Origin of the sequence: Serratia sp. NGAS9, from assembly GCF_009905295.1 — a bacterium.
Lineage (GTDB): Bacteria > Pseudomonadota > Gammaproteobacteria > Enterobacterales > Enterobacteriaceae > Serratia > Serratia bockelmannii.
Genome location: NZ_CP047605.1, coordinates 2737676 through 2751712, shown reverse-complemented (window position 1 = coordinate 2751712; position 14037 = coordinate 2737676). Strand labels below are relative to the sequence as shown.

The following is a 14037-nucleotide window of genomic DNA, read 5'->3' as shown; positions in this document are numbered from 1 at the left end:
TAGGATGGTATAAGATATGAAATTGCAGCAGCTTCGTTACATTGTGGAAGTGGTTAACCACAACCTGAATGTCTCCTCGACGGCAGAAGGGCTCTATACCTCGCAACCCGGCATCAGTAAACAGGTGCGCATGCTCGAAGATGAGCTGGGCATCCAGATTTTCGCCCGTAGCGGCAAGCACCTGACCCAGGTCACCCCCGCCGGCCAGGAAATCATTCGCATCGCGCGTGAAGTATTGTCCAAAGTGGACGCCATCAAAGCCGTTGCCGGTGAACACACTTACCCGGACAAAGGCTCGCTGTACGTCGCCACCACGCATACGCAGGCTCGCTACGCCTTGCCCAACGTGATTAAGGGCTTTATCGAGCGTTACCCGCGCGTCTCGCTGCACATGCACCAGGGGTCGCCGACGCAGATCGCCGAAGCGGTCTCCAAGGGCACCGCCGATTTCGCCATCGCCACCGAAGCGCTGCACCTGTACGACGATCTCATCATGCTGCCGTGCTACCACTGGAACCGTGCGGTGGTGGTGAAGCCCGATCATCCTTTGGCGGGCAAAAGCAGCATCAGCATTGAAGAACTGGCGGCTTACCCGATCGTCACTTACACCTTCGGCTTTACCGGCCGCTCGGAGCTGGACACCGCCTTCAACCGCGCCGGCCTGACGCCGCGCATCGTCTTTACCGCCACCGACGCCGACGTGATCAAAACCTATGTGCGTCTGGGACTGGGGGTGGGGGTGATCGCCAGCATGGCGGTGGATCCAGTGCAGGATCCGGATCTGGTGACGGTGGATGCGCGCGATATCTTCACCTACAGTACCACCAAGATCGGCTTCCGCCGCAGCACCTTCCTGCGCAGCTACATGTACGACTTTATTCAGCGCTTCGCGCCGCACCTGACGCGCGACGTGGTCGACAGCGCGGTGGCGTTGCGTTCCAACGAAGAGATTGAAGCGATGTTCAAGGACATCAAGCTGCCGATAAAATAGCCGCCAGCGTTGACGACATCAAACAACACCCGGACAGGCCTGCGCCTCTCCGGGTTTTTTATGCGTAAAACCCTGCGCCATAACACACCCCATTCGCAAGCTGCGCTAATCCAATCTTGGTTGGGGGAACGCGTAATGGCGCTTTAACGTCAGACCGACTCCCTCTGTCATTTCCACTAAGTTTCTGAATAATGCCCATTCGGGCTTAAGACAGCTTATGTCTTCCTTGTTAGGAATCATCTGAAAACAAAGTGTTTTTGTTCTGGCAAAGAGTTTTTTTTCTCTCGGAAGTTAAAGTAATGCTAACCAATTGCCAGCGGAGCCGCTTATCTCATGACCAGCCGTATCTCTGTTCAATTGCCCGTTGAGGGCCTGCTTTTTTGGAAGCTGGCGGGCCGTGAGGCCTTGTCCGAGCCGTTTGCGCTTACGCTGACCTTGCTGGGACGGGATGCCCGCATTAATCGCAGCGAGCTGTTGGGGCAACCGGTCACGGTGAATCTACCGACGGGACTGCTGTCAGCGGATCGCCATATCAATGGCAAAGTGACCCGCGTTGCCGTCAGTGCCGTCGAATTAAGTGGCACGCGTTATGCTGTGTATACGCTGACGGTGGAATCGGATCTATGGCCGATGAAGCGGGATCGCAATCTGCGCATCTTCCAGGGCCAGACGGTGCCGCAAACGGTGCATGCTTTGCTCAGCGAATATCAGGTTAACGTAGAGGATAAACTCACCGGTCGCTATCGGGTGTGGGATTACTGTGTTCAGTATCAGGAGAGCAGTCTCGATTTTATCAGCCGCCTCATGGAGCTGGAGGGTATTGTTTACCATTTTCGCCATGAGGCGGGCCGCCACACGCTGGTGCTGACGGATGCGGCAGGGCAGTATCAGCCGTTTAGCGGCTACGAGACGATTCCTTACCATCAGACTCCGTCTGGCGGCAGCACCCTCGAGCAGGGCATCGGCCAATGGGCACCGGAAGACAGCGTAACGCCGGGCATTTACGGTTTGGACGACTATGACTTTCGCAAACCGAACGCCTGGCTGTTCCAGGCTCGCCAAAACCCGGCCTCGCCGATGCCGGGCAGCATCGACGTCTACGATTGGCCGGGCCGCTATGTCGAGCACGCCGATGGAGAATTCTACGCACGCGTGCGCCAGGAACGCTGGCAGGTGGAACATCAGCAGGTACATGGCACAGCAACGGCGATCGGAATCGCGCCGGGCTATACCTTTACCCTGATCAACGCCCCGTTTTTCAGCGATAACGGCGAATACCTGACGACGGCCGCCGATTATACGTTCTCCGAGAACCGCTACGCCAGCGGCGAAGAAGGAGAGACGATTCATCGCATCGACTTTACGGTTATCCCGGCTGCTACCGTCTTTCGTCCGCTGACGGTGACGCCGTGGCCGCGCACCTATGGCCCGCAAACGGCCAAGGTGGTGGGGCCCGTCGGCGAGAATATCTGGACGGACAAATACGGCCGGATAAAAGTGAAGTTTCACTGGGATCGCCGCGCCAAAGGGGATGATACCAGTTCGTGCTGGGTGAGGGTCTCGAGTGCCTGGGCGGGGCAAGGGTTCGGTTCGGTACAGATACCGCGCGTCGGTGATGAAGTGGTGGTGGACTTTATCAATGGCGATCCGGATCGGCCGATTGTCACCGGGCGCGTCTACAATGAAGCGAGCATGCCACCGTGGGTGTTGCCGGCGGCGGCTACGCAAATGGGCTTTATGACTCGCAGTAAGGACGGAAGCCGGGACAATGCCAGCTATCTGTTTTTCGAAGATAAGGTGGGCAGCGAGGCCGTGGAACTGCACTCCGAAAAGGATATGAAGGTTTCGGTGGAAAATGACCAGCAGGTCAATATTGACGGTAACCGGTCGACAACTATCCTCAAGCAACAGCAAGACGAAGTGACGGGCAATGCCACCTTCCATTACAAGAGCCAGCGCACCACCACGGTGGATAAAAAAGAAACCGGCTATTTTAATGGCGGTGTCGCTACGGAGATCAAGGCAGGGCGGACGTTCGACATTAAGGACGGCGGTGACAAGGTAACGATCAAAGGCGACCGTACCAGCGATATCGACGGGAATGAAAGCCACCATGTCTCCGGCAAACTGACTGAGACCCTGGATAAAGGGCGGGACGTTACGATCGGCGCCGGCGGCCATAAAGAGGACATCACCGGGGGCGTTACCCGCGAGATCAAGGGCGGCGTCAACGAAACGATCAAAGACGGCGTTACCACCAATATCAATAGCGGCGACTGGACGCAAAACGTCAACGCGGGAACCATTACGATTTACAGCCCGCATCAGATCAAAATTGTCAGCGGCGAAAAGATCAGCCTCGAAGCGCCGGAGTCCGTGTTCAATCCCAAGCTGCACAGCCTGACCGTGACTGCCTTCAGTGAAAGCATTACCGGTAATAGCGTATCGGCATCGGCGATAGCCAGCAGCATCGTTGGCGTGTCCAACGGCCTGACGGGGCTATCCAATTCTTATAAGCTGAAAGAGTTTTCAAAGACGGCGTTCAAAACGGAAACGAACGGGGTGGTGGTGAATGTCGAGGTGACCAATATCAGCAACAGAACGCTGAATGTAACGAATAACTCATTGTTTATAATTACATAAAATGGAGCAGCACGCTTATGTCTCTGGCTGATATGTCGAAATACTTCCTGTATGCGGGGATCGCCACCCCTGTCGTGATGGGCATTTTCTTTTACTGTATTTTTAAAAATAACGGCGGTAACTCGACCGAGATGTCTGCAGTTAAAAACTATCTCAACAAGGACAGCTGGCAAGGTGAAATTATCGCCTCACACCTCGAATCCTGTCGGCAAACCAACACTCGATATGGCAATGACTTTTTCTTTGACGTTGATTTTTATCTCCCGGGCGACACCCGACTCCACACTGCCAAGGCCCTGGTTCAACCAGGCCAGATGCATCTACTGCGCAAAGGGATGGACATCAAGGTAAAGAAGGGGCGTAAGAATCAGCTGGCGGTTGTGGAGATGGATTTCCCCGCTGAGCTGTTGTAGCTAACCTTTCCCTGCCAAAGCGCCGCATCGTTGCGGCGTTTTTGTTGGCGTATTGCTTAACCCCTTGGCTGGGCTCGCACTTCCTTTCCGCTGATTGTTCCCACCTATCGTTGTGATCAAATCGTGTTGTTATCAAAACGTTAACTTATCTTTGTGGTATCTTTAAACAAGACCTCACTGATTACCCTGTTTTAGTCACAATAAGAAATGGAGGAGCTATGTCGTCCGATCTTCGTGAAACAAGTCTGGATAAGCTGGTTGCGCTGAATAGCGAATATTACTACTACAGTCTGCCGCTGGCGGCGAAGCAGCTGGGTGATATCGACCGGTTGCCGAAATCAATGAAAGTGCTGTTGGAGAACCTGCTGCGCCATGTGGATGGCGATACCGTGCAGGTTGACGACCTCAAGGCCATCGTCGCCTGGCTGCAAACCGGCCATGCTGACCGTGAGATCGCCTATCGTCCGGCGCGCGTGCTGATGCAGGATTTTACCGGCGTTCCGGCGGTGGTAGATCTGGCCGCGATGCGCGAAGCGGTACGGCGACTGGGCGGCAACGTCGACCAGGTGAATCCGCTGTCGCCGGTGGATCTGGTGATTGACCACTCGGTTACCGTCGATGAATTTGGCGACGATAACGCCTTCGAAGACAACGTGCGTATCGAAATGCAGCGCAACCACGAGCGCTACACCTTCCTGCGCTGGGGGCAGAAAGCCTTCAACCGCTTCCGCGTGGTGCCACCGGGCACCGGCATCTGCCACCAGGTCAACCTCGAATACCTCGGCCAAACGGTCTGGCACAGCGACGAAAGCGGCCGCCGCGTGGCTTATCCGGATACGCTGGTGGGCACCGATTCCCACACCACCATGATCAACGGCCTGGGCATTCTCGGCTGGGGCGTCGGCGGTATCGAAGCGGAAGCGGCGATGCTGGGCCAGCCGGTGTCGATGCTGATCCCGGACGTGGTCGGCTTTAAGCTGACCGGCAAGCTCCGTGAGGGCATTACCGCCACCGACCTGGTGCTGACGGTGACTCAAATGCTGCGTAAGCATGGCGTGGTCGGCAAGTTCGTCGAGTTTTACGGCGATGGGCTGGCCGATCTGCCGCTGGCGGACCGGGCAACCATCGCCAATATGTCGCCGGAGTTCGGCGCCACCTGCGGTTTCTTCCCGGTGGATGACGTTACGCTCGGCTATATGAAGCTCAGCGGCCGCAGCGCCGAACAAATCGCGCTGGTGGAAGCCTACGCCAAAGCGCAGGGCATGTGGCGCAACCCGGGTGATGAACCGGTCTTCACCAGCTCGCTGGCGCTGGACATGTCAACCGTGGAAGCCAGCCTCGCCGGGCCAAAGCGCCCGCAGGATCGCGTTGCGCTGCCGAATGTGCCGCAGGCGTTCAAGGCCGCCACCGAGCTGGATATCGGGGGACACAAGGCCAAGACAGACAGCAAAACCTTTACGCTGGACGGGCAGCAGCACGAACTGCGCGACGGCGCGGTAGTGATCGCGGCGATCACCTCTTGCACCAACACCTCCAACCCGAGCGTCATGATGGCGGCCGGCCTGCTGGCGAAAAACGCCGTCAAGAAAGGGCTACGCAGCAAACCCTGGGTAAAAACCTCGCTGGCGCCGGGTTCCAAAGTGGTGACCGACTACTTTGACAGTGCCAAACTCACCGCCTATCTGGAAGAACTGGGGTTCAACCTGGTGGGATATGGCTGTACCACCTGTATCGGCAACTCCGGGCCGCTGCCGGATCCCATCGAGCAGGCGATCAAAGAGGGCGATCTGACCGTGGGCGCGGTGCTGTCGGGCAACCGTAACTTCGAAGGGCGCATCCACCCGCTGGTGAAAACCAACTGGCTGGCCTCGCCGCCGCTGGTAGTGGCTTATGCGCTGGCGGGCAGCATGAAGATCGATCTGACCAAAGAGCCGCTGGGCGAGGGTAATGACGGCCAGCCGGTCTATTTGAAGGACATCTGGCCGAGCAGCCAGGACATCGCTCAGGCGGTGGAAGAAGTGCGCACCGAGATGTTCCACAAGGAATATGGTGAAGTGTTCGACGGCGACGCCAACTGGCAGGCGATCCAGGTGACCGGTTCGGCGACCTATCAATGGCAGGAGGATTCTACCTATATCCGCCATCCTCCGTTCTTCAGCACCATGAAGGTGAAGCCGGATCCGGTGCAGGACATCAAGGACGCGCGCATTCTGGCGATTCTGGCCGACTCGGTGACCACCGACCACATCTCGCCGGCGGGTAACATCAAGCGCGACAGCCCGGCGGGGCGTTATCTGAGCGAGCACGGCGTGGCGCCGCAGGATTTTAACTCCTACGGTTCACGCCGCGGCAACCACGAAGTGATGATGCGCGGCACCTTCGCCAACATCCGCATTCGCAACGAAATGGTGCCGGGCGTCGAAGGCGGCTATACCCGCCATATTCCGTCGCAACAGCAGCTGTCTATCTACGACGCCGCCATGCAGTACCAGCAGGAGAAAGTGCCGCTGGCGGTGATCGCCGGTAAAGAGTACGGTTCCGGCTCCAGTCGCGACTGGGCGGCGAAGGGGCCGCGCCTGCTGGGCGTGCGGGTGGTGATAGCCGAATCCTTCGAGCGCATTCACCGCTCCAACCTGATTGGCATGGGGATTTTGCCGCTGGAGTTCCCGCAGGGGGTGACTCGCAAAACGCTGGGGCTGACCGGGGATGAGCAGATCAGCGTTGGTGGCCTGCAGCAGCTGCAGCCGGGCCAGACGGTGCCGGTGCATATCACCTATGCCGACGGGCGCAAGGAAGTGGTCGACACCCGTTGCCGCATCGATACCGGCAATGAGCTGACCTACTACGAAAACGACGGTATCCTGCACTATGTGATCAGGAAAATGCTGTAATTAAGCAATAAAAAGGGCGCCGCGAGGCGCCCTGATTGTTTCCACCGCGGTAGCGATCACTTCTGGTCGAGCAAATGGCCCATTTTGGCGGCCTTGGTGGCCAGATAGCGTTCGTTCTTCGGATTGCGGCCGACGATCAGCGGCACGCGCTCGCTGATATTGATACCGGCTTCGGTCAGGATCTCGACCTTTTTCGGGTTGTTGGTCAGCAAACGCACCGCGTCGACGCCCAGCAGTTTGAACATATCGGCGCACAGGGTGAAGTCGCGCTCGTCGGCGGCGAAGCCGAGCTGATGGTTAGCTTCCACGGTGTCTGCGCCCTTATCCTGCAGGGCGTAGGCGCGGATCTTGTTCAACAGGCCGATATTGCGGCCCTCCTGGCGATGATAAAGCAGGATGCCGCGGCCTTCTTCGGCGATCTGTTCCAGTGCGGCTTCGAGTTGAAAACCGCAGTCGCAGCGCAGGCTGAATAAGGCGTCACCGGTCAGACATTCGGAATGCACGCGTGCGAGTACCGGCACTTCGCCGGAAATATCACCGAATACCAGTGCCAGATGGTCATGCCCGGTCGCCAGTTCTTCGAATCCTACCATCAGGAAATCGCCCCAAGGTGTCGGCAGTTTAGCCTCTGCCACCCGTTTAAGCTGCATGTCATTCTCCACAAAAACCTACGATTCAATCATTGTCGCGCATCCTAAGTCCGGTTCAGTGAATTGACCAAGACTAAAACGTGCTACGCCGATCTCTATTTCGTTAATTATCGGCTATTTTGCCACAACTTCTTGCCGGGCGGTGCTCAGCAAACCAGCAGATGGCGTTTTCTGACCACCTATTATTGCGATAGGTTGCCTATCTGTTTAATTTTTCGCGTGTTATCAATATTGCACTCTTGTTACACTGCGGACTGATTCACGCAGAGGAAAACGGGAATGTATGAGATAGCGAAACGTACGGCGGGCGGCGCGCTGCTGCTGCTGTTGATGCCGCTGGTAGTATGGGCATCCGGCTGGCACTGGCAGCCCGGCGGCAATGATCGGCTGCTCAAAGCGCTGTACTGGGTGACCGAAACCGTGACCTCGCCGTGGGGCATTCTGACCAGCGCGATCCTTTGCGGTTGGTTTTTGTGGTGCCTGCGCTTTCGGCTGAAGCCGGCGATCGGTCTGGCGATGCTGCTTTTCACCGCGCTGTTGATTGGGCAGGGCGTGAAGTCGTTGATCAAGGATCGGGTGCAAGAACCGCGTCCTTTCGTGGTGTGGTTGGAGCAAACTCACGGCGTGGACGGCAAGTATTTCTACTCGCTGCAGCGCAAAGAGCGCAGCGCGCTGGTGCGCGAGCAGTTGCAAGATCAGACGCTGGTGCCGAACTGGCTGCGCAAGCACTGGCAGTTTGAAACCGGCTTTGCTTTTCCGTCCGGGCACACCATGTTCGCCGCCACCTGGGCACTGTTGGGCGTAGGGCTGCTGTGGCCGCGCCGCCATTATAAAACTGTCGCGCTGCTGATGGTGTGGGCAACGGGTGTGATGGGCAGCCGTCTGCTACTGGGTATGCACTGGCCGCGCGATCTGGCAATGGCCACGTTGATCAGTTGGTTGCTGGTGGTGATCACCTGCTGGCTGGCGCAGCGTTGGTTCGGTCCGCTGACGCCGCCGCCGCAAGAGCAGCAGGAAATCGCGGCGCGCAAGCCGGAATAATCACTTCTTTCACAGGCGCCGTTCAGGCGCCTGCCACCAAGACCTTAACGCCTACCTTTTCAAATGCCTGCAGTGCGGAATCGCCAATTCCGTTGTCGGTAATCAAATAGTCGATATGCTGCCAGTCACAAGGCAGCGCAAACATTGAAACCTTATCGATCTTGCTTGAGTCGGCCACCACATACACCGTGTTGGCTGCATTGATCATCGCCATTTTCAGTTTGATGTCGGTTTCGCTTGGGAAACTGAGCCCGTGGCGGGGCGAGATGCAGGCCGTCGCGAGGAACAGCTTTTGCGCCAGCACGTTTTCGAAGAAGCTGGCGGCTTTGTCCCCGGAGGTGGAGAGCGTGGGGAATTTGAATGAGCCCCCGGTCAGCAAAATATTCACACCCGGTTCGCCGCCCAGCTGCAGTGCAATATTGACGCCGGTGGTGATAACGGACAGTTTCTTTATGTGATTCAGGTGATTGGCGATAGCCGTGGTGGTGGTGCCCGAATCAAGAATGATGGTGTCGCCGGGCTCGATAAAACCGGCGGCGAGCTTGCCGATGCGATCTTTGGCGGTCAGGTTAACCTGGCGTTCCAGCAGCATGGCATGAGTATTTTGCTTGCCATCAACCAGAGTTGCACCACCGTGGAAGCGCTGCACATAGCCTTGCTGCTGCAGGACGCGCAGATCGGTACGAATGGTCGCCTCGGTCAGCTTGAAGGTATCGGTAAGCATTTTGACCGTCGCCGAGCCGTCTTCGCGGATCATGTCGAGGATCTTTTCGCGCCGTTGCTGCATTTCCGCCAGCTGTTCGCTTTTGCTTTTCAATCGAAAGACTCCTGCACCTATCAGTACCTGTCAGTTCCCGCCGCGCGGTTTGCTACGGCAACTCCTTATTGATGCGTTGAATTTTAGCTCGCGATTATTGATAAAGCCACGGATAAACTGCATTGATTTTTGTTCGAAAGTAACTGGCATTCAATGAAATCAACGATAAAACTAAATTAAATTCGCTTATTTGTTTTTATCATATTGTTATATATGGGGTTTAATCGACTCTGTGATTGTCTGGCAAGCGCTTTTGCTTGAAATTTGATCTTGCCCACATTAATTATCGTTTTTGCTGCATATGATTTCCATTCGAAAATCAATGATGAGTTAACGGATCAATTTCGATGCGATAACGATAATCAGGGCGCTTATGCAGAGGTGACGATGGACTTTCAGGCGATTAAAAACACGGCACGCCAGGCGCGCCGATATGTGGTGACCATGAACCATAAGGCAGGCAAGGGTCATACCGGCGCCGATCTGTCGGAGATCGACATCATCTGCACCTTGTATATGGCGGTGATGGATCGCAGCAATGCCCGGCCCGATCAGGATCGGTTCATTTTGTCTAAAGGGCATGGCGCCGGCGGTTTCTATTGCAGTTGCGCGGCGATGGGCTTGCTGGATCCAGCGGTGCTCGATCAGTTCATGGGCGACGACACCTTGTTGGCCGGGCATCCGGTGCGGCAGAAGCTGCCGGAGCTGGTGGAGATCAACTCTGGCGGTTTGGGGCATGGGCTGCCGATCGCCGTGGGGCTGGCGCTGGGCAACAAGCTGGCGGGGCGTGCGCATCGCCGCGCTTTCGTACTGCTGGGCGACGGCGAACTGGCAGAGGGTTCCAATTGGGAGGCGGCGATGGCGGCCAGCAAATTTAAGCTGGATAACCTGATTGCCATCGTCGATCGCAACCGGCTGCAACTGGCGGGAAAGACAGAGGCCATCATGCCGCTGGAACCGTTGGCGGAAAAATGGCGCGCTTTCGGCTTTGAAACTCTGGAATGTGACGGCCACGATCCGGCGGCGCTGGTGGCGGCGATCCAACGCCCGAGCCAGGACAAGCCGCGAGTGATTTTGGCCAATACCGAAAAGGGGCGCGGTGTGTCGTTTATGGCTAACGTTGCCGCCTGGCATCACGCGGTACCGGACGAACAACAGCTGGCGCAGGCGCTGGCGGAACTGGAGGGGTAAACATGCAGGATTTACGCGATGCCGTTGTGACGGTGTTGATCGAACAGCAACGGGCGGGTGCGGATCTGAGCGTGATGGTGGCGGATTCCACGTCCACGTCAAAAATCGCGCCCTTTGAGCAGGCTTATCCGGAGCGGGTAGTGAACGTCGGTATCGCCGAACAGAACATGGTTGGCATGGCTGCCGGCATGGCGCTCAGCGGCCGTACGGTCTTTACCGCCAACGCGGCACCTTTCCTGTTCGCTCGTTCAAACGAACAGATGAAAAACGATGTTTGCTACACGGAGACCAACGTGAAAATGCTTGGCCTGAATGCCGGATTTGGTTACGGGCCACTGGGCGCGACGCACCACTGCATGAACGATATCGCCATCGCCCGTACGTTGGGCAATCTCAGCGTCTATGCGCCGGCGGATGCAAGGCAAGCGGCAGAGATTGTCCGTCATGTCATCGCGCAACCCGGTCCGGCCTATATCCGTATGGACAGTGACAAGCTGCCGGTGTTGAACGCGGATTACCAATTCCGTCCGGGAGAGCCGGAGGTGTTGCACCAGGGGGAAGATAACCTGGTGTTCTGTTTGGGCACGGTGGCTCATGAGGCGATGAAGGTGCTGGCATTGGGCGATAACCCGACCATTGTCTCTCTCCCTTCGCTCTGGCCGCTCAATGAGGAGGCGGTGGTGGCGTTGATGCGCTCGCACCGCCAGGTGCTGACTATGGAGGAGCATGCGCTCAGCGGTGGTTTAGGCACCATCATCGGTGAATTGTTGCTGCGGCATCAACTGCCGCGGCCGTTTACCGCGCTGGGCGTGCCGGCTTACGAATTTACCCACAGCAGCAGCCGGGCGGCGCTGCGGCGGCAATACGCCATAGATACGGCAGGATTGCACGCACAGTTAACGCAATAGGGGGATGCGATGGAGCGGAACGAATACGACGTTAATTTACGCTACGGTGTCGATAGCCGGATGTCGCTGGCAGGGAAGGTTGCGGTAATCACCGGCGGTTTGGGCGGCATCGCGATGGCAGCCAATCGCCTGCTGTTGGAAAAGGGCGCGCGCCTGGTGTTGATGTATCCGGCCTTTGAACAAGACAAGGCCGCGGCAGCGCTGCGAGAGTTGGGCGATGAACAGGTGTTCTGTCAGGTGTGCGACGTGACCGAACCCGACTCGGTGGCTGCCGCCTTCAACGCGGCTGAGCGGCGCTTTGGCCGGCTCGATATCCTGGTCAACTGCGCCGGCTACGTTAATTTGCAGCCGGCGACAGAAGTCACGCTCGAGGAGTGGCAGCGCCATCTGGCGGTCAATCTCACCGGGCCTTTCCTATGCTCACAAGAACTGGCGCGCCGCGCGATAACCGCCGGCCACGGCGGGAAAATCATCAACATCGCGTCGCAGGCGGCTTCCATCGCCATTGACGATCACTGTGCTTACACCTCCGCCAAGGCGGGGCTACTAGGCATGACCAAGGTGATGGCCAAAGAGTGGGCGCCGCACGGCATCACCGTCAATACGTTATCGCCCACCGTGGTGCTGACGCCTATGGGAGAGAAAGCCTGGCGAGGCGAAAAGGGCGAGGCGATGAAAAAGCTGATCCCACTGGGGCGTTTTGCTTATACCGATGAAATCGCGGCGGCGATCCTGTTTTTTGCCAGCAACGGCAGCGACATGATTACCGGCGCGGACCTGATGATCGACGGCGGTTTTACCATTTGGTAAGCGGCAACCGCAGCGATCGCCAACACCAGACGATGTTCAACACAACGATAAGAGAACACCATCATGAGAAAAATAGCCACTTACCTCACCCTGCTCACCGGTTTTGCCTTCACCTCTGCCATGGCGGCGGAAAAGGGCACGATCGCCATCCTCGTCAACTCATTGGACAACCCTTATTACTCCGCGGAAGCCAAGGGGGCCGAGGCCAAAGCCAAGTCTCTCGGCTATCAGACGCTGGTGCTGTCGCACGGCGAAGACGTTAAGCGCCAGGGAGAGCTCATCAGCCTGGTTATCGGCCGTAAGGTTCAGGGCATCATTTTGGATAACGCCGATTCCCAGGCCAGCGTCGCCGCCGTACAGCAGGCGAAAAACGCCGGCATTCCAGTGGTGCTGATCAACCGCGAGATCCCGGTCGATGGCGTGGCGTTGGCGCAGATCACCCATAACAACTTCCAGGCCGGCTCGGACGTCGCCAACCAGTTTGTGGAAAAAATGGGGGAAACCGGCAAATACGCCGAGCTGACCTGCAACCTGGCGGACAATAACTGCGTTACGCGTTCGCAGTCGTTCCACAACGTGATCGACCAATATCCTGAGATGGTCAGCGTGGCGCGTCAGGATGCCAAGGGTAATCTGCTGGAGGGGAAACGCATCATGGACAGCATTTTGCAGGCGCATCCGGACATCAAAGGTGTGATCTGCGGCAACGGACCGGTGGCGCTGGGCGCAGTGGCGGCGCTGAAAGCTGGCCGGCAGGATGTCACCGTGGTGGGCATCGACGGCAGCAACGATGAACGTGACGCCATTCTCAACGGCAACCTCTACGCCAGCGTGATGTTGCAGGCGCAGGCTATCGCTGCGCAGGGCGTTGAAATCCTCGACGGCTATTTCCAATCCGGCAGCTATACCGGCAAGGAACGCGTGATGTTCCGCGGCATCCTGATCGGCAAAGACAATGCGCAACGGGTCAGTGACTTCAACTTCAAACCGTAACCCGCGCTGAGCGGCGTCTTTCACCACCCCGTCCTGGCGGCGGGGTGCGATCGGAGGTGTTGTTATGTCGATGCGCATTGCGTTGACCCTCATCGTCGTCCTGGCGTTGAGCGGTTGCCGTATCGTCTCGGAGAAAAAGCTGGCGGAGCTTCGCTCCCCGGTGAATCCACATGTGGCGCAGGCAGCGGAGATTTACCGCAGCAAAATCGCCCCGCAAGTGGTCAAAACGGCGCAGCCGCTGGGCGAGCTGATCGCCCGGATCGCCCAGGCCAAGGATTTTGACAGCGCTTGCGGCCTGCTGGGGTACCGTGCTCAACCGGAGTTTCCTTGTTACTTCAACGTTAAGGTCAGCGGTGAAGTTGCGGCGGTCAACACCCGCTCGCGCAGCGGAAAATTAACGCTCGCACTGACCGATGCGCCGCTCAGCAGCGTGGAGGTGCAGATCGGGCCGGTCTACCGCGGTACGGCGTTACGCGACAGCTATCGCGGCCTGAGCTACAGCGATTTCAATGACCAAGCGCTGTTCGGCGATTTTGCCAGGGCGATTAACCAGGCTTCGATCGACGAACTGACCGGATCCCAGCCCAAGGTGGGTGACCACATTACCGTGTATGGCGTATTCAGCAGCTGGCAGGCACCTGCCGAGCCGCTGTTGATCACGCCGGTGCGCATTCAACCTTAAGGGGGCG

The 14037-nt window shown here is 57.6% G+C and carries 12 protein-coding genes; 10 read left to right on the top strand and 2 right to left on the bottom strand.

Annotation, left to right across the window (positions count from 1 at the left end; all coding sequences use genetic code 11):
* The first annotated feature begins 16 nt into the window (after positions 1-16).
* From cysB to acnA, 4 genes are all read left to right on the top strand, one after another.
* A complete protein-coding gene (cysB, locus tag GUC32_RS13165) occupies positions 17-991 on the top strand; it encodes an HTH-type transcriptional regulator CysB (RefSeq protein WP_004930690.1) in 975 nt (324 codons plus the stop codon).
* A gap of 333 nt (positions 992-1324) precedes the next feature.
* Positions 1325-3634: a type VI secretion system Vgr family protein gene (locus GUC32_RS13160; RefSeq protein WP_197822941.1), complete on the top strand. Its 2310-nt coding sequence runs from the start codon at positions 1325-1327 to the stop codon at positions 3632-3634.
* 17 nt (positions 3635-3651) lie between these two features.
* On the top strand, positions 3652-4047 hold the full coding sequence (locus GUC32_RS13155) for a hypothetical protein (RefSeq protein ID WP_043142513.1): 396 nt from the start codon (positions 3652-3654) through the stop codon (positions 4045-4047).
* A gap of 218 nt (positions 4048-4265) precedes the next feature.
* Complete coding sequence (gene acnA / locus GUC32_RS13150; protein ID WP_176325830.1) at positions 4266-6938, top strand: aconitate hydratase AcnA; 2673 nt, start codon at positions 4266-4268, stop codon at positions 6936-6938.
* Positions 6939-6994: 56 nt separating this feature from the next.
* Here the strand turns inward: acnA and ribA are convergent, their stop codons facing one another.
* Positions 6995-7588, bottom strand: a complete 594-nt coding sequence (gene ribA / locus GUC32_RS13145; RefSeq protein WP_025303036.1) for a GTP cyclohydrolase II — start codon at positions 7586-7588, stop codon at positions 6995-6997.
* A gap of 279 nt (positions 7589-7867) precedes the next feature.
* Here ribA and pgpB point away from each other — a divergent pair, with 279 nt between their 5' ends.
* Positions 7868-8629 carry a phosphatidylglycerophosphatase B gene (gene pgpB, locus GUC32_RS13140; protein ID WP_369435268.1) on the top strand — a complete coding sequence of 254 codons (762 nt, stop codon included), beginning with the start codon at positions 7868-7870 and terminating at the stop codon, positions 8627-8629.
* 22 nt (positions 8630-8651) lie between these two features.
* On the opposite strand, the gene GUC32_RS13135 is transcribed toward pgpB, so the two are convergent.
* Positions 8652-9446, bottom strand: coding sequence for a DeoR/GlpR family DNA-binding transcription regulator (locus tag GUC32_RS13135; RefSeq protein WP_025303034.1), 795 nt, complete (start codon positions 9444-9446; stop codon positions 8652-8654).
* Between the two features lie 387 nt (positions 9447-9833).
* Between GUC32_RS13135 and GUC32_RS13130 the strand changes: the two genes are divergently transcribed.
* The 5 genes from GUC32_RS13130 (at position 9834) to GUC32_RS13110 (ending at position 14030) form a co-directional block, all read left to right on the top strand.
* Complete coding sequence (locus tag GUC32_RS13130) at positions 9834-10637, top strand: transketolase (protein ID WP_369435778.1); 804 nt, start codon at positions 9834-9836, stop codon at positions 10635-10637.
* A 2-nt stretch (positions 10638-10639) separates the two neighbouring features.
* Positions 10640-11545 carry a transketolase family protein gene (locus tag GUC32_RS13125; RefSeq protein WP_025303032.1) on the top strand — a complete coding sequence of 302 codons (906 nt, stop codon included), beginning with the start codon at positions 10640-10642 and terminating at the stop codon, positions 11543-11545.
* Between the two features lie 9 nt (positions 11546-11554).
* Positions 11555-12355: a GolD/DthD family dehydrogenase gene (locus GUC32_RS13120; protein WP_025303031.1), complete on the top strand. Its 801-nt coding sequence runs from the start codon at positions 11555-11557 to the stop codon at positions 12353-12355.
* Between the two features lie 63 nt (positions 12356-12418).
* A complete protein-coding gene (locus GUC32_RS13115; RefSeq protein WP_369435267.1) occupies positions 12419-13348 on the top strand; it encodes a D-ribose ABC transporter substrate-binding protein in 930 nt (309 codons plus the stop codon).
* Between the two features lie 64 nt (positions 13349-13412).
* Complete coding sequence (locus GUC32_RS13110; protein WP_049295736.1) at positions 13413-14030, top strand: DUF2291 family protein; 618 nt, start codon at positions 13413-13415, stop codon at positions 14028-14030.
* Positions 14031-14037: the final 7 nt, after the last annotated feature.